Source organism: Natrinema zhouii (assembly GCF_013456555.2).
Lineage (GTDB): Archaea > Halobacteriota > Halobacteria > Halobacteriales > Natrialbaceae > Natrinema > Natrinema zhouii.
In genome coordinates, this window is record NZ_CP059154.1 from 1456612 (window position 1) to 1478058 (window position 21447).

The 21447-nt window shown below is 62.2% G+C and carries 21 protein-coding genes and 1 tRNA gene; 7 read left to right on the forward strand and 15 right to left on the reverse strand.

The annotated features are described in order from the left end of the window. Positions 1 to 111 precede the first annotated feature (111 nt). Both HYG81_RS25875 and HYG81_RS25880 read left to right on the forward strand, forming a co-directional pair. Positions 112 to 1050, forward strand: coding sequence for an inorganic phosphate transporter (locus tag HYG81_RS25875; RefSeq protein WP_233289913.1), 939 nt, complete (start codon positions 112 to 114; stop codon positions 1048 to 1050). A 52-nt stretch (positions 1051 to 1102) separates the two neighbouring features. Then, positions 1103 to 1513 (forward strand): hypothetical protein, encoded by a 411-nt coding sequence (locus HYG81_RS25880; RefSeq protein WP_180843073.1) that lies wholly within the window; start codon positions 1103 to 1105, stop codon positions 1511 to 1513. 161 nt (positions 1514 to 1674) lie between these two features. Here HYG81_RS25880 and HYG81_RS25885 read toward each other — a convergent pair. The 7 genes from HYG81_RS25885 to citZ all read right to left on the reverse strand — a co-directional run bounded on the left by HYG81_RS25885 (position 1675) and on the right by citZ (position 7934). Further along, positions 1675 to 1755 (reverse strand) — tRNA-Ser (locus HYG81_RS25885). Positions 1756 to 1802: 47 nt separating this feature from the next. Continuing rightward, entirely contained in the window at positions 1803 to 2048 is a 246-nt protein-coding gene (locus HYG81_RS25890) for a DUF7981 family protein (RefSeq protein ID WP_180842527.1), read from the reverse strand. Between the two features lie 7 nt (positions 2049 to 2055). After that, entirely contained in the window at positions 2056 to 2445 is a 390-nt protein-coding gene (locus HYG81_RS25895; RefSeq protein WP_180842528.1) for a Rid family detoxifying hydrolase, read from the reverse strand. Positions 2446 to 3009: 564 nt separating this feature from the next. Continuing rightward, positions 3010 to 4221 carry a threonine ammonia-lyase gene (ilvA, locus tag HYG81_RS25900; protein ID WP_180842529.1) on the reverse strand — a complete coding sequence of 404 codons (1212 nt, stop codon included), beginning with the start codon at positions 4219 to 4221 and terminating at the stop codon, positions 3010 to 3012. Between the two features lie 255 nt (positions 4222 to 4476). Beyond that, positions 4477 to 4887 (reverse strand): gamma-glutamylcyclotransferase family protein, encoded by a 411-nt coding sequence (locus HYG81_RS25905; protein WP_180842530.1) that lies wholly within the window; start codon positions 4885 to 4887, stop codon positions 4477 to 4479. Between the two features lie 81 nt (positions 4888 to 4968). Next, the gene (locus tag HYG81_RS25910; RefSeq protein WP_180842987.1) at positions 4969 to 6075 is read right to left on the reverse strand and encodes an acyltransferase; all 1107 of its coding nucleotides are present in this window, start codon (positions 6073 to 6075) and stop codon (positions 4969 to 4971) included. 710 nt (positions 6076 to 6785) lie between these two features. Further along, positions 6786 to 7934 (reverse strand): citrate synthase, encoded by a 1149-nt coding sequence (gene citZ, locus HYG81_RS25915; protein ID WP_180842531.1) that lies wholly within the window; start codon positions 7932 to 7934, stop codon positions 6786 to 6788. 329 nt (positions 7935 to 8263) lie between these two features. Between citZ and HYG81_RS25920 the strand changes: the two genes are divergently transcribed. Next, complete coding sequence (locus tag HYG81_RS25920) at positions 8264 to 9472, forward strand: MFS transporter (RefSeq protein ID WP_180842532.1); 1209 nt, start codon at positions 8264 to 8266, stop codon at positions 9470 to 9472. A 42-nt stretch (positions 9473 to 9514) separates the two neighbouring features. On the opposite strand, the gene HYG81_RS25925 is transcribed toward HYG81_RS25920, so the two are convergent. Both HYG81_RS25925 and HYG81_RS25930 read right to left on the reverse strand, forming a co-directional pair. Continuing rightward, complete coding sequence (locus tag HYG81_RS25925) at positions 9515 to 9889, reverse strand: VOC family protein (protein ID WP_180842533.1); 375 nt, start codon at positions 9887 to 9889, stop codon at positions 9515 to 9517. A 79-nt stretch (positions 9890 to 9968) separates the two neighbouring features. Continuing rightward, on the reverse strand, positions 9969 to 10631 hold the full coding sequence (locus HYG81_RS25930) for a helix-turn-helix domain-containing protein (protein WP_180842534.1): 663 nt from the start codon (positions 10629 to 10631) through the stop codon (positions 9969 to 9971). 213 nt (positions 10632 to 10844) lie between these two features. Here HYG81_RS25930 and HYG81_RS25935 point away from each other — a divergent pair, with 213 nt between their 5' ends. Beyond that, positions 10845 to 11039, forward strand: coding sequence for a cold-shock protein (locus HYG81_RS25935; RefSeq protein WP_180842535.1), 195 nt, complete (start codon positions 10845 to 10847; stop codon positions 11037 to 11039). A gap of 276 nt (positions 11040 to 11315) precedes the next feature. On the opposite strand, the gene HYG81_RS25940 is transcribed toward HYG81_RS25935, so the two are convergent. Next, complete coding sequence (locus tag HYG81_RS25940) at positions 11316 to 11678, reverse strand: cell division protein SepF (protein WP_180842536.1); 363 nt, start codon at positions 11676 to 11678, stop codon at positions 11316 to 11318. A gap of 226 nt (positions 11679 to 11904) precedes the next feature. Then, positions 11905 to 12384: an RNA-binding protein gene (locus HYG81_RS25945; protein WP_180842537.1), complete on the reverse strand. Its 480-nt coding sequence runs from the start codon at positions 12382 to 12384 to the stop codon at positions 11905 to 11907. Between the two features lie 166 nt (positions 12385 to 12550). On the opposite strand from HYG81_RS25945, the gene HYG81_RS25950 reads away from it, so the two are divergent. Together HYG81_RS25950 and HYG81_RS25955 are read left to right on the forward strand one after the other, a co-directional pair. Continuing rightward, positions 12551 to 13987, forward strand: coding sequence for a metallophosphoesterase (locus HYG81_RS25950; RefSeq protein ID WP_226376044.1), 1437 nt, complete (start codon positions 12551 to 12553; stop codon positions 13985 to 13987). 75 nt (positions 13988 to 14062) lie between these two features. Continuing rightward, positions 14063 to 14356: a DUF7562 family protein gene (locus tag HYG81_RS25955; protein ID WP_180842538.1), complete on the forward strand. Its 294-nt coding sequence runs from the start codon at positions 14063 to 14065 to the stop codon at positions 14354 to 14356. Between the two features lie 47 nt (positions 14357 to 14403). On the opposite strand, the gene HYG81_RS25960 is transcribed toward HYG81_RS25955, so the two are convergent. Next, a complete protein-coding gene (locus HYG81_RS25960) occupies positions 14404 to 16428 on the reverse strand; it encodes a sensor histidine kinase (protein WP_233289914.1) in 2025 nt (674 codons plus the stop codon). 289 nt (positions 16429 to 16717) lie between these two features. On the opposite strand from HYG81_RS25960, the gene HYG81_RS25965 reads away from it, so the two are divergent. Continuing rightward, positions 16718 to 18016 carry an RNB domain-containing ribonuclease gene (locus HYG81_RS25965; RefSeq protein WP_180842540.1) on the forward strand — a complete coding sequence of 433 codons (1299 nt, stop codon included), beginning with the start codon at positions 16718 to 16720 and terminating at the stop codon, positions 18014 to 18016. Positions 18017 to 18699: 683 nt separating this feature from the next. Here HYG81_RS25965 and HYG81_RS25970 read toward each other — a convergent pair. From HYG81_RS25970 to HYG81_RS25980, 3 genes are all read right to left on the reverse strand, one after another. After that, positions 18700 to 19269, reverse strand: coding sequence for a GNAT family N-acetyltransferase (locus HYG81_RS25970; protein WP_180842541.1), 570 nt, complete (start codon positions 19267 to 19269; stop codon positions 18700 to 18702). Between the two features lie 126 nt (positions 19270 to 19395). Then, positions 19396 to 19734, reverse strand: coding sequence for a DMT family transporter (locus HYG81_RS25975; protein ID WP_180842542.1), 339 nt, complete (start codon positions 19732 to 19734; stop codon positions 19396 to 19398). Between the two features lie 130 nt (positions 19735 to 19864). Continuing rightward, the gene (locus HYG81_RS25980) at positions 19865 to 21367 is read right to left on the reverse strand and encodes a dihydrolipoyl dehydrogenase family protein (protein ID WP_180842543.1); all 1503 of its coding nucleotides are present in this window, start codon (positions 21365 to 21367) and stop codon (positions 19865 to 19867) included. Between the last annotated feature and the right edge of the window lie 80 nt (positions 21368 to 21447).

The window sequence follows — 21447 nt, forward strand, 5'->3', positions numbered from 1 at the left end:
TCGGTGATATATATCGTCGGCATAGCCGTGGCCGTCTTCGTGGGCGTCAATATCGGAGGATCGTCGACCGGAGCAGCGTTCGGTCCGGCGACCGGAAGCGGTGTCCTGTCGATGCGACAGGCATCCGGATTGATGGCCGTATTCGTGCTGCTCGGCGGCTTCACCCTCGGGACGAACGTCGTCGACACGCTGGGAACGGAATTCGTGCCGCGGGGCGCTCTCACCCTCGGCGCATCGATCGGCATTCTCCTGTTCATCGGACTCGGCATCCTGCTCGGCAACGTCCTCAAGGTATCGACCAGCACGAGCATCACCGCGGTCGCCGCGGTGGTCGGGATGGGGGCGGCGCTCGGCGTCCTCGACTGGCGGACCGTCGGCGTCGTCGTCATGTGGTGGCTCATCTCGCCGATCCTCGCCTTCTGGATCTGCGCGTTCATCGGCCGCTACCTCTACGACGATATCGTGGCCCGACTCGACTTCGACGCCGAGGAGCGCGGTCGGGTCGCCGAACTCGCCGTGATCGGCATCGGCTGTTACATGGCGTTTTCCGCCGGTGCATCGAACGTCGCCAACGCCGTCGCGCCGCTGGTGGGCTCCGGACGGATGGGAATGACGACCGGCGTCGCCCTCGGCGGCGTGGCGATCGGTGCGGGAGCGTTCGTTCTCGGGCCCAGAACGATGGGCACCGTCGGGGAGGACATCACCGACCTCTCGCTCGAGGCATCGCTCGTCGTCGAACTGATCGCCGCGTCGATCATTACCGGGTTGAGTTGGGCCGGCATTCCGGCGAGTCTCGCCGTCATGCTCACCACGTGCGTGATCGGCCTCGGCTGGGGGCAGGCGAGCCGCAGGGTTCCCCTCGAAGCGATCGCCCGACCCGAGGGCCTCACCGCCGAGGAGCGGGCGACGTGGGCCACAGATCAACTCGAGTTGTTCGATCCGACGACCGTCAAGCGAGTCGTGGCGACGTGGATCGCGACGCCGACGGTCGCGGGCGTGACCGCGTTCTTGGTCTTCGGCGTCGCACGGCGGTACCACCTCGCTCTGTGAGGCGAGCCACGTTTTTGGCTTCGCAACGAGAACGTTCGCTAGAGGTGGTGTGATGGCAGTTCGAAGTCGTCTTCAGGGAAAACAGACGCAGTTTCACATCGAGCTGGTGTACGGATTGCTCTTCATCGCCGGCTTCGCGGTTCTCGCGTTCCGCGTCGACCCGCGGATCGCGGCGTTCGAAGGCGGACTCGTCGTCGGGTACCTGCTTCGCATCTGGGAGAAGATGGCGATCTACGAGCGGATTCTCGAGGAGATGGTCTCTCGAGAGGCCGAGACGCAGGTCGCCTCCGAAGTCGACGACCAGGTCGCGGCGGAAGTCGAGGAGCAGGTCGGAGACGAGGTCGCTGCCGAGGTCGACGACCGGATCGGCGAGGAAGTTCAAACGCAGGTCGAGGAAGAAATCGGCGACCTCGACAAGCAGATCGACGAACGCGTCGCAAAACACACCGAGGAACGCCGATGAGTGTCGCGCTCTCGAGGCACAGTAACAGTAGGACAGGGATTGAACCACGGTCGAACGCGCTCGCTCTGCTCGCTGTGCGCGACCTCCCTGATTCAAATCCTGACGGTTGTGTTTCTGCTGAAATCCGACCCGCGTTGCTCGTCGATCGGTTTCGACAGAAACGCCAGGACAGGGATTTGAACCCTGAATCCCAAAGGGAACACGCTTTCCAGGCGTGCGCCTTACCATTCGGCCATCCTGGCTCAGGTCATCCTAACCGCGTCCGTTGTTTAACTGTTACGAGATGTGCTCACTCCTTCGCGCGATTCGCCGCCCGCGCAGCGAGTCGCGGCTCGAGCAAGTACGCTCCGATCCCCGCTCCGAGGCCGACCAGCAGTCCGAGCGCCAGCGCCTGCGTGATCGTGACGATCGGCTCGGCGAGCAGGGTGTAGCCCTGAACGAGCACCAGGAACGACAGGAATCCGACCACGCCCCACAGGAACGCGGACTTGGCTCGCGGGTCGATCCCCATCGTCCCGGACGGATAGCCACTCACGCCGGACTCACTCGGCTTCGTCGACGGATGCGATGGCTTCGATTTCGACGCCGACGCCCTTCGGCAGCGCGGCGACCTCGACGGCGCTACGGGCCGGCGGCTGGTCGTCGAAGTAGTCGGCGTAGGCCTCGTTCATCGCGTCGAAGTCGTCGATATCCTCGAGGAAGACGGTGACTTTGAGGATGTCCTCGGAGGACGCACCCGCTTCGTCGAGGACGGCGTCGAGGTTGTAGAGGGCCTGATCCGTCTGGCTCTCGATTGGCTCCTCGTCGAGCAACTCGCCGTCGTTCGTCAGGGGAATCTGACCGGCGGTGAACACCAGCGAGCCGTTGCTGGTCGCCTGACTGTAGGCACCGACCGCGGCAGGTGCGTCGTCGGTTTCGATAATTCGTTTCATGCTCACAGTCTCGGGCCGGGACGGCTTAAAAGCGGGCGAAGTCGCATCCCAGTTACTGTCTCTGATACGACGATACACTGCGCGGGTGCGTGCTCAGTACAGTGCATGCAGCGAACAGGTAATCCCAAAGTAATGGCAAAACGGTAGTTAAGAGCCGTTCAACGGCTTTTCACAGAATCGGCAGATTTCCCTGCTCGCATCCTCTTTCGCGTGGCAATGAGGGCAGTCGATCAGGGTAGGCTGTTGAGCGACCGACTCGTCTCCCGCGGGCCGCTCATCCCGACCGATATTGAAATAGAGAAGCAAACCGACGATTCCGGCGAAAAATACCGTGAGACCCCACAATAACGCATCATGTGAACTGTTTGTGGTCGCATCGATACCGACCTAGAGACTCACACAGAGCCACGCGAATACTGTTATCGCTACTAGACCCGCGAACATTATTCGTACTGTGAATCAGAGATAGATAGTTCTTCTGCGACAGGTCGTTTCCGTATTACACGACAGACTCGAACGTATCCTGAACGGACGTGCCACGGAGAGAGGGTCCGTGATTTCCCGTCAGGCGAGCACGTCGACCTCGTAGCCCGCACCCCGGAGCGCCGACAGGAACTCGTCGACGTGGTCGGGACCGCGCATCTCGAGTTCGAGTTCGACTTCGGTGTCGCTCATCTCGACGTTGCGGGAGGTGTGATCGTGATGGATGGCATAGATGTTTACGCGGTGTTCGGTAAAGATGTCCAGCAGATCGTCGAGCGCGCCGGGGCGGTCTTTCAGGACGGTTTCGATCTTCAGATAGCGGCCGGTCTCGACCAGCCCGCGGACGATGACGTTGGCGAGCGTGTTGAGGTCGATGTTCCCGCCGCAGAGCGCGGGGACGATGACCTCGTCCTCGACGTAGTCGAACTTCTCGAACAGCACCGCCGCGAGCGGGACCGCGCCCGCGCCCTCGACGAGGGTCTTCGAGCGCTCGAGCAAGTAGACCAGCGCGACGGCGATCTCAGGATCGGAGACGGTGACGACTTCGTCGACGTACTCCTGAATGTACGGAAACGTCTGCTCGCCGATACTGCGGGTCGCGATCCCGTCCGCGATCGTGTCGACCTCGTCGATCGAGACGCGCTCGCCCTTCGAGAGGGACGCGGCGGCGCTCGAGGCACCGTCGGCCTGCACGCCGATCACGCGAACGTCGGGGTGTTGTTCCTTGATCGCGACCGCGATACCGCTGATGAGACCGCCGCCGCCGATGGGGACGACGACCGTTTCGACCTCGGGGCAGTCCTCGAGGATCTCGAGGCCGATCGTTCCCTGGCCGGCCATGATGTACTCGTCGTCGAAGGCGTGAACGTAGGTGCGGTCCTCCTCGCGTTCGATCTCGTGAGCGCGCTCGGCGGCCTCGTTGTAGTCTCGCCCGGAGAGGACGACCTCCGCGCCGTAGCTCTTGGTCGCCTTGACCTTCGAGATCGGCGCGTGTTCGGGCATGACGATCTTCGAGTCCACGCCCGATCGCGTGGCTGCGAGCGCGACCCCCTGTGCGTGGTTGCCCGCGCTGGCCGTGACGACGCCCGCTTCCTTCTGATCCTCGGAGAGCGTCGCGATTCGATTCGTCGCGCCGCGGATCTTGAACGCGCCCGTCCGCTGGAAGTTCTCCAGTTTCAGGCGGATATCGGCCCCTGTCATCACGGAGTAGGTATGCGAGTGCTCGAGCGGCGTGTGTCGAGATGTCTCTCGTACTCGCTCGCGTGCCTCGAGAATATCCGAATGGTCGAGCATACGACCGTCTACTCGGGACGAAGTGTAAGGATTACTGTCGGGGACCGGGAGAGCCGTTTCGGGCCCACCGCCGTCCCCCCAACAGCGATGTGCTGCAACAGGGCAGCACGACAGGGAATACAGGGAATGCACGGCGTGTGACGTGCGACTGGAAAAGGGGACCCGGAGTATATAAATCTCATGCACCCGCGGCGAAAGTGAAATCGCCAGACGGGAGCGGGATGAGCGGGGCGTCAGACGGAGGACAGACGGACGTCATTCGCGATTCCGTACCACTGCATCGGTTTGCGAAACGAACGTTTCGACGCGGTCGCGGAGCGGGCCGTTTCCCGGCCATGGTGCATCGACGCCGAGCCGATCCGGATCGCCGACGTACACCCAGCACTGCTCGCCGTCGGTGCCGGCCGCGCCGGTCTCTGGCACTGCGACGCGGACGTATAGCCCGCGCTCGACACCCTCGTACCGATCGAGGCGCTCGAGGCCCGCATCGTCGACTGCGAGCAGTCGCCCATCGACGCTGCCACCGGGCACGAGCGTTGGATACCGACCGTCGACACGGTGAAGTCCCTCGAGCGTCGCGCGGCCGGCGAACTCGTAGTCGGCGTCCCCGAGGACGGTCGCGACTCGCTCCCGTTCAGTCAGCGTTCCGTAAACGAAGACGTCCATATCGGTCGTCGTGGCTCGAGTGACTTGCGCGTACCGACGTTCGATCGATTCCGACACGACTGTCGTCCAGAACGTCGAACGTTATCTATTCTGCATCCAGTTTCCTCTCGGCAGGGAAAACCCACCGAGTCGAACGGGTCTCAGTTTTGAAACTGCTATGTAGACTAGCAAGGCCCCGAAGAAGGTTGCAGGGGTCAACACGAACTGCCAGAGGATCGTATTTTGTACCTCGTAACCGCTCGAATTGAGCACCTCAGCTCCTTCCTCGAGAACGAATAACACGGGCGGATGTGCAACGTAAATACCGACTGCATAATTCCGTCCCCACGATGGTACCGCGGTTGACGTTCCGAGATCCGGTCGTGAGAGGAGGAAGACGAACAGCGAGACGGTAACCAGCGCAGTTCCGATCGTGTAACTCGACCAATAGACACCCTGCGCAACGGTACTGTCGGTAATGACGTAGCCCAGGACGTATCGTTCACCGATATGGAGCGCGCCGAAGAGGACAGTCAATCCGAGATAGAGCGTGCTTCGATCGAGATCCGGCTGCCAGTCGTGCGAGTAAATGGCGTAGCCGAGGCTCGTGTAGAAGAACCCGAAGAACAGTCCGTCTCTGACCACGAACGGGATATCAATGAACATCGTATAGCTCGAACCGAGCAGTCCGACGAGATGAAATCCGAGCGAAATCGGCAACAGATACGCACTCAGACCGTGATTGAGACAGAGATAGATGAACAGGTACGAAAAGAGTAGTGCCGGGAAGAACCACAGTATCTCGGAGACGGATGTCCCGTAGTAGATCAGTTCGATCGGCGACGTAAACGCAGTCAGGTCGTGGACGACGCTGGTCATGATATCGCGATTTTCGATGCTCGCTCGGACGACCGTTTCCGTGAGGAAAACCGGAAACGTAAGCAGTAGCCCGAACAGATAGAGCGAAGAGATCTTGGATACCCGTTTGCGGAACTGGGTAGTCGGATCGCTACGAGCGATTTGGAGAGCGAAAAAATATCCGGACGCCAGGAAAAAGAACGGAACTGCGAACCGCGCAGTAGATTCTATCAGGAAGTTCGCGAGATTTCCGTACGTCCCGACCCCCTCAAACGGATTCGTATGAATGACGACGACACTGGCCATTGCAACGATTCGCATCGCGTCTATACTGGAGATGCGCTCGGACATTAGTCGAACCGAACCCGCTCCGTTTGTGGTTTCTCGGCCCGGGTGAACGACCCTCCGACCCGCAGAAGCGTCCGGGACGAACACTGGTTTGCCGCAGTCTCGCGTATATGCGTCCGAATATAGCGAGTACGTGGATACACCGGAGACGATCCGAGAGAGATCCCCATACGATCAGTTCGTTCCATCATACGGCTCGTCAGACCGTGTGCCGACTGAATAAGGCCAGTTACCGTTTGCACGCTACTGATGGATTTGTCCGGATTAAGTCCAGTTGGACAGTATTTAGCGTCTGATTATCACCCCAATCAACCAAAGCGAACACCGTCTCGAGATCGCGTTCGCCGCAGCTAGTGATCTCCGATGGGAAACAACCGATTCGGTTGCAGTGATCGAGTACGCATCTGCGCGTCGAGTGATCCACTGTGCGGTCGAGTGGGTCGGGACGGTCTCACTGGCTCGTCACTGGCGGAGGCGTCGCTCCTGCAAGCTCGTCAACGTGCTCAGAAATCGAAGAGTTGTGGCATCACGAAACGGCAAAGCCGTTTTGAACGACCGCACGACGACTGCAAGCGATTCCGATGACTGTTTCTCCTCGGGTGTGATTGAAGCCAGTCTCCGAGTGAAGACGTGACAGACGAGTACGAACTGACGGTGGCATCGACTCGAGAGGTGCCAAAAACGAAGGGGAAGCGAGCGGCGTAGACTGTGCGTTATCGCTCTTCGAGCGGGACGAACTCCTGGTCCTGCGGACCGGTGTAGCGGGCACGGGGGCGAATGAGTCGGTTGTCCTCCTGGTACTCGAGGACGTGAGCGATCCAGCCGCCAGCGCGGCTCATGGCGAAGATGGGGGTATACATATCGATCGGGATGCCGAGCTGGTAGTAGACGGAGCCGGAGTAGAAGTCGACGTTCGGGGCGATCCCCTTCTCGCCAAGGCCCTTCTCGTCGGTGAGGTACTGTTCGATGGTCGTGGTGTAGTTGTACCACTTGTCCTCGCCGTTCTCGGCGAGTTCCTTGCTGCGTTCCTGGAGGATCTTCGCGCGGGGATCCTTGACGTTGTAGACGCGGTGGCCGAAGCCGGGGATGCGACGGCCCTGTTCGGTCGCCTGTTCGACCCACTCGCGGTGGTCGAGCTCGCTCTCGTCGATCTCGATGAGGACCTCCATGACGTCCTGATTCGCGCCGCCGTGGAGCGGCCCCGAAAGGGCGCTGATGCCGCCGGTGACGGCGCTGTAGATGTCGGCCATCGTCGAGCCGATGACCATCGACGTGAAGGTCGAGGCGTTCAGGCCGTGGTCGGCGTGCAGGATCAGCGCCTGATCGAACGTCTCGGCGGCAATATCGTCCGGCACCTCGCCGGTCAGCATGTAGAGGAAGTTCGCCGCGAGGCCCAGCTCGGGGTTGGGATCGACGGGCTCCTCGCCGAGCCGATAGCGCTCGAAAGCCGCGAGCGCGGTCGGGATCTTGGCCGTGATCCGGCGACCCTTCCGGAGCGTCGCGTCGAGGTCTTCCGGATCGGCGTCGTCTTCGGGTTCGTAGGCCGAGAACATCGAGACCGCAGTTCGCAGCGCAGCCATCGGCTGCTCGTCGGCTTCGGCGAGTTTCTCCATCGTCGCGAGGACGGTATCGTCGACCTCGCGTTCGTCCATGAGGGCGTCCGCAAACGGCTCGAGTTCGTCCGCAGTCGGGAGATGTCCGTTCCAGAGCAAGTAGAGAACCTCCTCGTAGCTCGCGCCGCGAGCGAGGTCCTCGATCGTGTAGCCGCGGTAGATCAGTCGACCGACGTCGCCGTCGATCGAGCTGAGTCCCGATTCGGCGACCAACACACCCTCGAGCCCTTTCTTGAGGTCGTCAGACATACTCAGGGATTTCGGACCCCAATGGAAAAGTATTATCGTTTGTCCGGAGACGGACGTCGACACATCGAATGTCCGTATTTTGCCGCTTTTACGACTACAGACGAATACTAGTTTCGTGATTGAACGAACAGATAGTCAGTCGATACCCGGCCCGACTACTATAATCGTCTTTCGTGGAGGATCACTCGAGCGCCCGAGTCGAGACGGCAGTGAAACGGAGGAGAATGACGGTCACGGAAAGCCGGTCAACTGCCAACTCGACTGCTCGTCGTCACTCGTTTCGAAGCGGGGTGCCAATTTTGATGCGCCTTGCCGCAGACGACCGGAGTATGGATCGGTCGTACTGGCGAACGGTGTCGCTCGTGACGACGTGGCAGGTTTCTGCGAGTATCTGCTACTACACGATCTTCGCTGCGACGCCGTTGTTCCGGGACGAGTTCGGGCTGTCCCGATTCGCGGTCGGACTCGTCGTCACGACGCTCACCCTCGGCTACGCCGTCTTCCTGTTACCGCTCGGTGCGCTGACCGACCGATTCGGCGAACGACTGACGCTGACGCTCGGCCTCGTCGGGCTCGCGACGGGGACCCTCCTGGTTGCGGGCGCGCCGACGTACGCCCTGTTGCTCGCGGCGGTGTTCGTCCTCGGATCGCTGTACGGGACCGCGATCCCCGGGACGAACAAGGCGGTCTTCGATCGGATCGAGCCGGGTCGCCAGAATTTCGCGATGGGTATCAAGCAGGTCGGCGTCACCGGGGGCAGCGGTATCAGCGCGCTCCTGGTCACCGGCCTGGCAGGTGCGCTCTTCCCCCGAGCCGGCTTTCTCGTCGCCGCGGGAATCGGCGCGGTCGTCGCCGTCGTGTTTTACGTCGGCTACTCGAGCGACAGCGGTGGCGGCGTGGCCGACTATCCCGACTTCGGCGCGTTGCTCTCGAATCGCCCGTACGTCGTGTTGACGACTGCCGGTCTCTTTCTGGGTGCGGCCCTCTTCACGACCACCGGCTACACGGTCCTCTACGTCGAGGAATCCATCGGGGCGTCCGTCGCGTTCGGCGGCGTCGTCCTCGCGCTCGTCCAACTGTTCGGCAGCGTCGGCCGCGTGCTGACCGGCTGGCTGAGCGACGTCTTGCCCGGAGAGCCCCGCGTCAGAATCGGGCTGTTACTCATCGTCCAGTCGCTTGGCAGCGCCGTCATGTTCGTCGTCGTCGCCTCGACGACCACCGAACGCGGCGCGGCGATCGCGTTCGGTCTCCTCGGGTTTTTCGTGCTCGGCTACACCGGCGTCTACTACTCCGTCATGGCGACGCTGGTCAGCGCCGACGAGATGGGCGGCGCGACCGCGGGCGGTCAGCTCGCGCTCACCAGCGGCGCGCTCGTCGCACCGCCGGCCTTTGGCTATCTCGCCGACACGGTCGGTTACCGCGCCTCGTGGCTCTTTCTGGCCGGCGTCGTGACCGTCGCGGCCGGCCTCCTCGTCCAAGTCGTCCGCACGGAGCCGTCGATCACGGATCCCGCCGCGGCCGACGTCCCCGAGAAGTAGTCGCTCGAGCGGGACGAGCGCCCCATCGCGGCGCTCGCGTTCTCACTCGAGTTCTTCGACCAGTTCGACGACGTAGCCGTCCGGATCCTCGACGAACGCGACGCGGACGCCGATATCGCTCATCGTCGTCGGCTCCGTCTGGACGGTCGGCCCCTCCCGTTCGACCAATCGCTCGAAGGTCTCGTCGGTGCTGTCGACGCCGACCGCGACGTGTGCCATCGTCCCCGAATCGATTTCCGGTCCGCCCGCGGGGTCGTACTTGAACTGGAACTCCCCGTTCTCGCCGCCGATGTAGACGTTTTCGACGCCGTCGTCGGCTGTAAACGACCAGTTCTCCTCGAGTCCGAGCCCGTCGACGTAGAACTCGCGTGTCCGCTCGAGATCCGATACCCAGAGGGCCGTGTGAATAACGTCCATAGCTGCGAGAACGGGACGGGATGTCAAAGGGTTACTGGGACGGGGCGAGAGGGACCGGCAACGATTTCCTGCAGCGGCGTCACTGCTGACGATGGTCCGTCTCGAGGATCGCATCCATCAGCTTCGTCTGGGCCGCCGCGAGGTGTTCGGTGAGGGTCGATCGGGCGACGCCGAGTTCGTCGGCGACGTCGGTCGCGTTCGCGCCCTTGGGATAGTCGAAGTACCCCAGTTCGTGGGCTGTCTCGAGGATCTCTCGCTGTCTGGTCGTGAGCCGATCCCGGTCGACGACGATAGGATCGCCGGAGACGTCCTCGTGGTCCTGCGAGAGTTCCTCGACGACGACGCCGTCGAAATACGCGCGCAGTTCGTCGACGATCGCGGTGATTTCGGACAGCTCCACGGTCCGAAAGGAGAGGAGCAGCGCGCCGTCTTGGCCGCGGACCGACGAGACCGGCGTTCCCGTTCGCTCGATAACTTCGCAGGCACAGTTGGCGGCACTGTCCCGTTCGAATCGGTAGATGGCCTCCCGATCGTTGGACTGGATCGGCGTCAACTCGACGTCGTGGTCCCCGTCGACCGAGGCGTCCGCCGCGACACCGAACTCCTCGACGATCGTTCCCTCGGCCGTCGGCTGCGACGATCGGGAGACGGAGTCGACCGGTTCGTCGGTAGTTGCGGAGACGGTGGCGACCGGACAGTCCCCCGGACTGTGGACGACGACCGTTGCGCGAAATCCCGTCATACTCCGTGGTACGTCCGTTCGGGGAAAACCGGGATCGGGAATTCCCACCGGGTGAAAATTACTCGAGCGCCCGCAGTCAGACATCTTGACCAGTTTGAGGGCAGGCTGCCAGCAATCGTCGAACAGCACTAGCCGGTATTCGCGCGAAATGATGGTCGTGATACCACGACCCTCGCAAGTGTTATCCCTGATCCGGCTCTACGTATGGTTGTAATGGCAGAAGGTAAGGTCGATTTCTTCAACGACACAGGCGGCTACGGTTTCATTGAGACGGACGACGCGGACGACGACGTTTTCTTCCACATGGAGGATGTTGGCGGTCCGGATCTCGAAGAAGGCACAGAGATTGAATTCGATATCGAGCAGGCCCCCAAGGGCCCGCGCGCGACGAACGTCAAGCGCACGTAAACTCGACTTCAGTTCGTCGCGTCGAGCGACACTACACTAAATTTCATTTTATCGACGACCCAGATCGGTAGTGCGATCGCTGTCCTCACGAACGCTCACGAGAGACTCCTAGCGAAGCAACTGAGCCATGGCGACCGCCGAGAACTAACTGAGCGACGGCGACCTCCTTAAAGTAACTCAGCGACGGCAACTGCGGAGAAAGCGAACGAGTGGCTTCGACTCGAGCGTAGTTACAGTGCCGAAGCCGGGACGAGACTCGTCGTCCAGTGACCGACGCTAGAGCTTCTGGCCCAGTTTTTCGCGGCTGATGTGGACGCCCGTCGGCGTGATGATCATCTGATCGTCACCCTTCCGGACGATGTCGCCGTTGACCTCCTGGGCGACCTGCCGCAGTTCGTCGACGATGTGTTCGACGGTGCTATCCTCGGTCCGCAGGCGCGTGATATCCGCGATAACGATATCGCCGTCGTAGACGGCGTCTTTGATATCGATCGCATCGGCCTTCGTGCCGACCTCCGCGATATGTACCTGCATCGTCGCCTCGGCCGATCCCATGGAGGCGTCCTCGAGGTCCAGTTCGGCGTAGTCCTCGACGGTTCGGGACTGGTTCCCGCCGAGAATTTTGCTCATCAATCCCATACCGGAGAGAGTCCGGCGCTGTCTGTATAGTTCTTACGTCAGACGGGAGTGATCCCGTGACTGAAATACACTGTCAGCGGTTATTCTCCCTTCAGAGAGTGTCTTCATTTCTAAAAAGTAGTCGCGTGATCAGAGACGGTCGGCACGCTGCGTTACAGAGAGGAAACCGAAAGCCAACGAATACAACCGAGCGGTGGGACGAGACGTGGCGAAGGCGACGGATCGACTACCCGGTGAACTCGTAGAGTTCGTCGCCGACGTGGTGGAGCGAGTCCACTACTTTCCCCTCGTTGCCGACCATGTCCGCGCCGTCGACGCGGGCGCGGCCGACTGCAAGCACTTTTCCGTGAGACTCCTCGGCGATGACGACCAGATCGTCCGGCGAGACGTCGTCGGTCGCCTTGGTGATCCCGGGGCGCATCACGTCCGCACCGTCGCTGACGAACGAGACGGCCCCTGCGTCGACGGTGACCAGTCGCTTCTCGGGTTCGTATGCGTTTGCGCCGCGGACCGTCAGGAACGGCTCCTCGTCGAAGTACGCAACCCGCGGCTCGCCGTCGATGAGGACGACCTCCCAGTCGGTCTCCTCGAACTCGACGCGCTCGTAGTCGTCACCCTCGGGCGAGACGCCGAGTTGCTCCTCGAGCGTCTCCTCGAGCTCGGACACGGCGTCGCTCCGGAGGTGATGTCGCGATTTGACCTGCATACTCGTGCTACCGCCCGGACGCATTTAATAGATGAGATTCGATGTCGCGGATCGGGAGACCGGATGAGACAGGCGAATATGCCGTATAGAGAACTCGATCGGACGGACCATCGGGGACGGGGAAACCACTATCCCAGCCGGTCTGGTAGTACCCCGGACCCGTCCGATGGCCAGCGAGTACGTCTTCATCAGCGATCTCCACATGGGCGGCGACGAACAGCTAACGGCACTCGACTTCGAGGCGGAGCTCCTCGACTTTCTCGCGGGCCTCGAGGAGCGCGGTGGCGACATCGAGCTGATCATCAACGGCGACGCGTTCGGGCTCTGGGAGTACGCCGAGGTGACGGGGCCGGCGAAACTCGAGCGGGTCATCGACGATCACCCGCGCGTGTTCGAGCAGCTCTGCGCGACCGGTGCGGAGATCGACATCACGCTCATCCCGGGCAACCACGATTACGACCTCGCCTGTTACGACTCCCACGTCGATCGCCTCGAGGAGTTCAACGTCGCCCTCGAGCAGGAAATAGCGATCATTCGCGAGGTCGGCGACGGGGAGATCTGGATCGAACACGGCCAGCAACGCGACGCGAACAACCGGCTGCCGGACTGGGGAAGTCCCGACGCGCTCCCGGTTGGCTACTTCGTCGTCCAGCGGATCGTCGCCGCCGCCGGCCGCTACTCCGGCCAGGCGAGAGGCGACTGGCTGCGCGACATCCAGTCGGTCGCCCCGATGGAAGAGATCCCGCGCTGGCTCCTCTCGAACTACTTCTACCGGGAGATGAGCCCGTTCCTCCGCGCGATCGTCGTCCCACTGTTGGTGTTTTTCAACCTCACGCTCCTCTACCTGTTCGGCACCGTCCTCGAGACGGTCGGCCTCCTCCCGGCGCGGTTTTTCACCGACAATCCCGTCGTCCACGCGCTGGGCGTCGCCGCGATCGTCCTCGAACTCATCGTCGCCGTTAATCTCGTGATCATCGCCGTTCTGGCGTTGGTCGCGGTCCCCCTGTGGCTGTTCAGACGCGATCTCAAACGTACGCTCGAGCGCTTCGGCGTCGTCCTCTCAGGCGTTCGCGTCGGGCAGGGCGACGAGCCCTTCCTGAACGCGGCCAGGGAAGTCTTCGAGTCGAATCCTGACATCGCCGTCTTCGTCTACGGGCACACTCACCGCGCGTCGCTCACCCGCTGGGGCGATCGAGTCGTCGTCAACACGGGGACTTGGCTGAAGAAACTCCAGCACGTCGAGACATGGTTCTCGCGGCTGCCGGGGGTGTACTACCCCTCGTTCCGGTTGAATTACGTCCGTATCTTCGCCGAGGGAGATCGGATCGTCGTCGAGTACGAGGAGATCGAGACTGAGCAGTCGGTGGATCTTACCCGCATTCAACGGCTGGTCGCGCGCCGTCCGCCGCAACCGGAGCCGATCCCGGCGCGAACGGTAATCGATCCCAACGGGCGACTCGAGCTCCCCGAGGTGGAGTCGGATTCCGACCTCGATCGCGACGTCAGCGCTGACGCTGGGTCGCGGTCCCCATCCGTCGACGAAGGCGTCAAACGTGCGGACGAGGGCGGTCGCGTTGACGAGGAGCGCGAGCGACCCCGGTAGATCGGTTGCCCTGACCGTCAGGACGGGGTGACCAGTGTGCCAATCGCTAAGTGGGCCCACGCCGTCAGGTCGAGTATGTGGCCCTCTCGGACCCGCACGGAGACGGTGACCTGTCTCGCCTGTGGCACCGAGCGCCCGCGCGAGGAGGCCCGCGAGTACGACAAACACGGTGACCGCTGGGACCGCGACGACAAGACGTTCGAACACCTCTGTAAACCCTGTCACAGCGACCTCTGTCACCACCCGCGCGACGAACTCGAGGCGCTCCTGGTCGACCTCGAGGCCGGCGAGCGGGAGCGCGACGCGTTTCTCGCGAGCTATCTGTCGACGGTCGAAGAGCGATATGGCACGCTCGAAGAGGAATCCTGAGGGCGGTGCTCGGTGGTCCCGACAGTGCCAGCTCGGTCCGCGATGCGCTACCGACGCTCTCGCGGTCGGCGTCTATCATCGCCCCCTCGTTCCTCGTCGATTGTTTCCCGTTCCGCCGCAGCTGACCGGGACGCGCCGTCGGTGTCGAACTCGAACCGAGCACCGCCGTCGGCGCTCTCGGTAACCCGGATCTCCCAGCCGTGACCGTCGACGATCTGCCTGACGATCGCGAGACCGAGTCCGGACCCCGATGCCGCCGTGGTGTGGCCGTACTCGAGAACGGCCTCCCGCTCGTCGGCGGGAATCCCCGGCCCGTCGTCTTCGACGAAAAATCCGTCGGGGGTCGTGCTAACCCGGACGTTGACGGCGCTGCCGCCGTGTTCCACAGCGTTTCGGAACAGGTTCTCGAACAGGTGTAACAACCGGTCTCCGTCGGCAACGATCGCGCGATCACTCGAGACCGAAAGCGTCGCCGCGGCGGTATCGACGTTTGCCCACGCGCGGTCGACGAGCCGCTCGAGGTCGATCCGCTCGGTGTCGCCGATCGGTCGCCCTTCGCGAGCCAGAAGCAACACTTCCTCGATGATCGTCTCCATCCGATCGTGGGCGATCGCGATGTCATCGTGAGACGCACAGTCGACGGACTCTCTGGCGATCTCGAGATATCCCTGCGCGACGTTCAGCGGATTGCGGAGGTCGTGGCTGACGACGCTCGCGAACTGCTCCAGTTGCTCGTTCGCCCGGCGGATCTCGCGTTCGCGTTTCTTGCGTTCGGTACTGTCGCGAGTGTTCAAGACGACGCCTTCGACGAACGGGTCGTCGAGCAGGTTGCTGCCGATGGTTTCGACGTCTCGCCACTCGCCGTCGGCGGTCCGAAGCCGGTACTCCGCTCGGTCGACGACGATCGATTCGTCGAGTCCGGTTTGAAATTGCTCGAGGAGCCGCTCCCGATCGTCCGGGTGGACGAACTCGAACGCCGACTGTCCCACCATCGTCGACGGTTCGATTCCCAGAACGCTCCGACTCGAGGGGCTCTGGTAGCGGATTATCCCGCGGTCGTCGACCATGGTGATGAGATCGGACGAGTTCTCGATAAAGGACTGATATCGCTGTTCGACGGCGTGTTGCTGGGTGACGTCTCGCAGGAGGAGCAACCGAATCCCGTCGGCGTTCGAGAGACGTTGCACCTGCACGTCGAAGAACCGGCGGCCGTCGTCGGCGTCGACGACAATCTCGGTCTGCCCCGTCGACGCCTCGTTGCTAACGATCTGAGCGATCTCGGGGAAGACCTCGGTTACATTCCGGCCGACGAGAGGGGTGGAGCCGCCGCTCGAGACGCTGTGCCGAACGGCCGCGTTGGCGTCCCGAATGCGGTTGGTTTCGTCGATCACGAGAAAGCCGTCGCGCATATCCTCGACGACCGCAGTGCGGGCGATCGGGGCGATATCCAGCAGGTGATGTCGATAGATCGCGACGGCGAACGCGAGTCCGGAGACGGTGAAGGCGATCGGTGTCAGATCGAGGTCTCCCGTGGGCCCCAGACCGAGAAACCACACGATATTGGCGACCAGCGGAACGAGAATGGCGAACAGCACCGCGAGCGCCTGCTCCCGGTAGACGTGTTGTGATTCGTACACCGTCTTGAGCAGGAATCCGGCACCGACGACGAGGAGGCTGTACAGGAACAGGACGTGAATGATCGCCATCGGTCCGAACGTTCGATCCAGGACGACGAGGTCGCCGGCGACGACGGTCTCGAGCGGTTGCTCGTACAGGTGACGGTACTGTGTCGCGTACAGGACGAACGCGACGATAGGTTCAACCGCGAGAATGCAAAGCGTCCGCCAGGAGAGCCACTCCTCGTTGCCCGAGTACGCGACCGCAAAGGAGAAACAGGAGAGTGAGACCAGGACGGCACCGACGAAGGCGACGCCCAACCAGACGCGTTTCGTTTGGACGTCGACGCTCAGCAACTGCAGCGCGTACGCGCCCGACCAGAGTGCACACCCGACGTTCAGGCCGACGAACGCACGGACGCTCGGCTCGTCCAGCGCATCCGTCCGTTCGACCACGGTATAGACGGCTAATGCGGCCGAAATAAGCATCGCTGAAAAGAGAACCCCGATAAACGGAAGGAGCTGAGTAGTGTACTGCCAGGCCATAGTGTCGAACGACTCGTCTATTGCTCTCGACCATTATACCGGTTCTGGCTGGGTCACTGCTACCCCCTGACCGTCGGATCGCCACCTCACGATCCTGGGATCCCGTTCCAGACCGGGCTCACCCAGATATCGACCGAACGTCCACTGTCCGCGTTCCAATCCCGACACGACTTTCACCCTTACGTCCGTAGCCCTCGCTATGAGTGACGACGCACAGGCCGAGGCCGGAACGGTGGAAGGCCAGGGCCCTGTCGAAGTCTCGGAGGAGCTCGCGCGCCATCTCGAGAACAAGCGCGAGGAACTCTTCGAGAAGTTCGAGCTTCGCGACGAGTTCCCGCCCGAGGTCCTAGAGGAAGCCGAAGCCCGAACGGAGGGCGTGACGGCGGAGATACAGGACGAGATCGACGAACGGCAGGATCTACGCGATCTGACGACCTGGACGACGGACCCGATCGACGCCCAGGACTTCGACGACGCCATCTCGATCGAGGAGCGAGACGACGAGTATGTCCTCTGGGTGCACATCGCCGACGTGACCCACTACGTCAACCCCGATACGGCGATGTGGGACGAGGCCGTCGAGCGCGGGAACACGGTCTATCTCCCCGGCTACACGGTTCACATGCTGCCGCCGGTGCTGGCCGAGACGGTCTGCTCACTGGTGCCCAACGAGGACCGTCTGGCCCACACCGTCGAGATGCACCTCGACAAGGAGAACCTCTCCTACGAGAACATCGAGATCTACAAGTCGGTCATCGAATCCAACGAGCGACTCACCTACGCGGAGGCCGAGAGTCGACTCGAGGACCCCGACGCGCCGCTGCACGACGAGAACGCGCTGGTCTACGACCTCGCCGAGCAGATGCACGAACAGCGCAAGGAAGACGGCTCGCTCGTCCTCAACCCCGCCCGCGACCGCGCCCACACCATCATCGAGGAGTGCATGCTGAAGGCCAACAAGGCCGTCACGCATGTGCTCATGTGGGACCGCGGGGTCTCGGCCATGTACCGGGTTCACCCCCAGCCGAGCCCCGACGAGTGGTCCGAGGCCCTCCGGGAGATTCAGGACCTGGACGGCGTCTCGATCCCCGGCAGTACGTGGGACGACCCCCGAAAGGCCGTCAACGCGACGCTCGAGGACGCGCCGGACCGCCAGCTGGACAAGATCCAGTGGGCGGTGATGAAGGTGATGCCTCGAGCGCGGTACATGAACGACCCCTTCGGCGGCCACCACGCGCTGAACTTCGAGATCTACGGCCACTTCACGAGCCCCATTCGGCGGCTCAGCGACCTGATCAACCACTGGATCGTCTACCAGAACGACGTCCCCGAGAACCTCGTCGAACTCTGCGACCGGGCCAGCAACAAACAGAAAGACGCCGAGCAGTGCGAGCGCGAGTACAAGACCTTCCTCCAGGAGGTCGGCCTCGATCCGATGGCGGTCAACAACCGCGGGATCGAAGTCGTGGACGAAGAAGAAGCCGACAAGACGCTGTAAGCGAGCTCGAGTGAGCAACGCGAACGAGGCCTCGAGAGACGAGCGGCGAAGCCGCGAGGTGAGCGCAGCCTCGAACAAACGAACGATGAACGGAGTAAGCCGTAAGCAGAGCGAGGCTACCAAGACGCTGCGGGCAGACTCGTTTTTCTGTACAACCTACTCATGGGCACTCGCGCTCGAGGAACCGGCGTCGCTACGAGTATCGTCCCGACTGCAACGAGTGAAACACTGATTAGACTCTGTTGAAAGCCTTAGAACTTGATGGGTTTAGCATCCTCTGCGGTAAGTACAGGTGAAGGACATATCGAGTTACTCGGCTTTCAGCGGTCCGAGATGCGCTTCGTAACCCACCACGGTATGTCAAGCACGATAGCAAGTATAATTGCCATACCCAATCCTGCGAGAAATCCGTCTGTGATACGCAGTGAGATGTATATGGATAGTCCAGCCGCAATAACTCTGGAAACTCGGGCCACGTCCCAATCGAATAGTGCAGATCGAAGAGCAGACATTACTTCAAAAGTAGACCACTTTAAGCATGAATATGCTGACTGAATCGACACTACTGGAATCTACACCAAATAGTCAGTTCGCACATATAGTGAGCGTGCTTATCACGCTAAAATACATCTGAAGAATTGGATTTCAACAGAGCCACCGTTCGATCGAGCGTGCAGTAATGGTCAGCGATTGTGAGAGCCGTCCGAATTCGATAGCCGCCGTTCGTACACGTGTTCCTCGAGGTCCGCCGCCAGATCGGACGGTCGCGTCCCGATTCGATCGAAGCCGCGCGATTCGTAGAACGAGAGGCCGATATCGTTGGCGGCGAGGACGGCCAGCCGAATCCGGTCGAACTCCGCCGAGAGATCGACCTCGAGGCGCTCGAGCAACGCGGTTCCGGTCCCCTCGTTCCAGCTGTCGGGACGGACGTACAGGCGAGCGAGAAACGCCACAGCGGAGTCTTCCGGCCACGGGACGGCGTGGGCGAAGCCACGCGGATCGGATCGGCGCTCGGACCCGTCAGCGGATGGCTGTCCCGGCGCTCGCTCGGCGACGAGAAACGCGGCGTCCTCGCGGCCACTGGTGTCCGTGATCGCGGCCTCGAGATCGCCGATCGCGTACCAGTCGTCGACGACGTCGTCGACAGTTTCGGGGCCGAGTACGTCGTCGTAGGCGGCGTGCCAGCTTTCCCGTGCGATCTCGTGGATGGCCCAGATGTCATCGATCGTCGCCCGTCGAACGACTCGAGTCACGACGGTAGCTATCACGGCAGCCGCCAAAAAGCGGTGGCCGACCGCCATCGATCCGTTACCGTCGCCGTCCGCAACGAATCGAGCACGTACCGGTCTCCCGCAGTCGTTTCGAACGGACGGGATGGACTAATGTGCCGGGGAGTACGTTCCGGAGAGCACGTTGAGACAGATGACGCCGCCGATGATGAGTGCGACGCCGATCAGACCGGCGATATCGACGGTTTCGTCGAACAGAACGACGCCGATGAGAACGGCAGCGACGATTCCGAGCGCGGACCACGTGGCGTACACGAGTCCGATCGGGAACGCCTGGAGCGTAAGACTCAGGAAATAAAAGGAGCCGATGTATCCCGCAATAACGACGATAGTGGGGACGACGTTAGTGAACCCGTCCGAGAATTTTAGCGCCGTCGTGCCGGTCACTTCGGCCGCGATCGCGATTCCCAAGTAGAGATACTCTCTCATATCTGATTGGTGTTAGAAAATTAATGTAAATTCTCCGTTCTGCCGCAGATGTTCGTTGTCGTCACTCGAGTCAGCGACGAAACGGGACTAGCGACGTTCTCGAGTGACTCGGTTGCGGACGGTGGCGTGACTAGGGAATCATATCCTGTGAATCGGTCTCCGCCACGCAGTCCTCGCGCTCCGCCAGTTCCGCACACGCCGCTCGGAAGAGTCCGTCGAGGATTTCGGGCGTCGTCGGGTGGTAGGCCCGCTTCGGGACCTCGCGGACGTCCAGTCCCATCTCAACGACGACCTGCATCGTCTTGGCCATCACGTCGGCGTGACGGTGCAACCCCTGAAATCCCAGCACGGTGCCGTCGTCAGCGCTGACGATCAACGTCGCTCGCCCCTCGGAATGGCCTTTCGTCTCGAAGACGCCGTCCGACGACGCCTCGCGGGTGACGACGATCTCGTCCATGTGCGTCGCCGCCGCGGTCGCCGGCGTGTGCCCGATGCGGGCGAACGGGTAGACGCCCAGCCCCGAGAAGATCACGTGATGGGGAACGCTCGCGTACGGTTCGCACTCCGTCTCCCGCCAGTGGTTGACGATGTTCTCGCCGGCCGCGAAGCCCTGTTCCTTGGCGACGTGCAGGATCGGCTCGCGGCCGTTGGCGTCGCCGACAACGAACACGCGCTCGTCGTCGCGGGCCTGCATCGTGGACGTGACCCAGCCGTCCCCGGGCTCGAGTCGGGTGTTCTCCAGTCCCAGCCCGTCGAGGTTCGGTCGGCGGCCGGTAAAGCAGTAGAGTTCGTCGGCTTCAACGATTATCTCATCGCCGTCGCCCGCACCCTCGCTGTCCCCCTCCCATTCACCGTCGCCCGCCCGTTCGGCGACCAGCCGGAAACCACCGTCATCAGTCCGCTCGAGACGCTTCTCGTCCGTGTTCGTCAGCACCTCGATCCCGAAGTGATCGCGGTAGATGTCGAGAAGGGCGTCGCCGTATTCAGGTTCCATTTCCTCGAGCGGCCGTTCGTCGTGCTCGATCACGGTGAGATCGACATCGCCGACTTCGCTGAGGTAGGGCCCGAGTTCGAGGCTGATGTAGCCGTTGCCCAGCACGATCCCCGAGTCCGGAAACTCGGTCGTGTCGAGGACATCCGCACTGGTTCGAGTAGGGACCTCGTCGATCCCCGGCAGCTCGGGGATGTTCGGCACGGAACCGGTCGCGACGACGACGTAGTCGGGCTCGAGCCGCCGTCCCCCGACGTCGAGCACGCGGTCGTCGACGAAACGGGCGGTGTCGCGGACGAGTTCAACGCCCGCCTGATCGGCCAGGTCGTGGACGTGACTCCGGCGGTGTTCGGCGAAGTTCGAGACGTGCTCGTCCTTGCGGGCGACGATTCGCTCGGGATCCGCCTCGGGGACGCCCTCGAGTCGATCGTCGTGACGCGCCAGATACCGGTGTTCACCGGCCGAAAGGACGTCCTTGCTCGGCATACAGCCGCGGAGAATACAGAGCCCGCCGCCGGGATCCCCGTCGTCGATCAGCGTTAACTCGAGGTCGTCGGAGAGTTCGTCGCGGCGTTCGAGAAGTTCGTCGGCGACGGCAACACCCGCGCTGCCGTAGGCCCCGACGATCGCAACGTGTACCATAGCGGTCGTTCGGGGTCGACACAAAAAGACGTTTGTTCGGACTGTCCGTTCTGTAGCGATCGAAAAGGCAGAAAACCAGG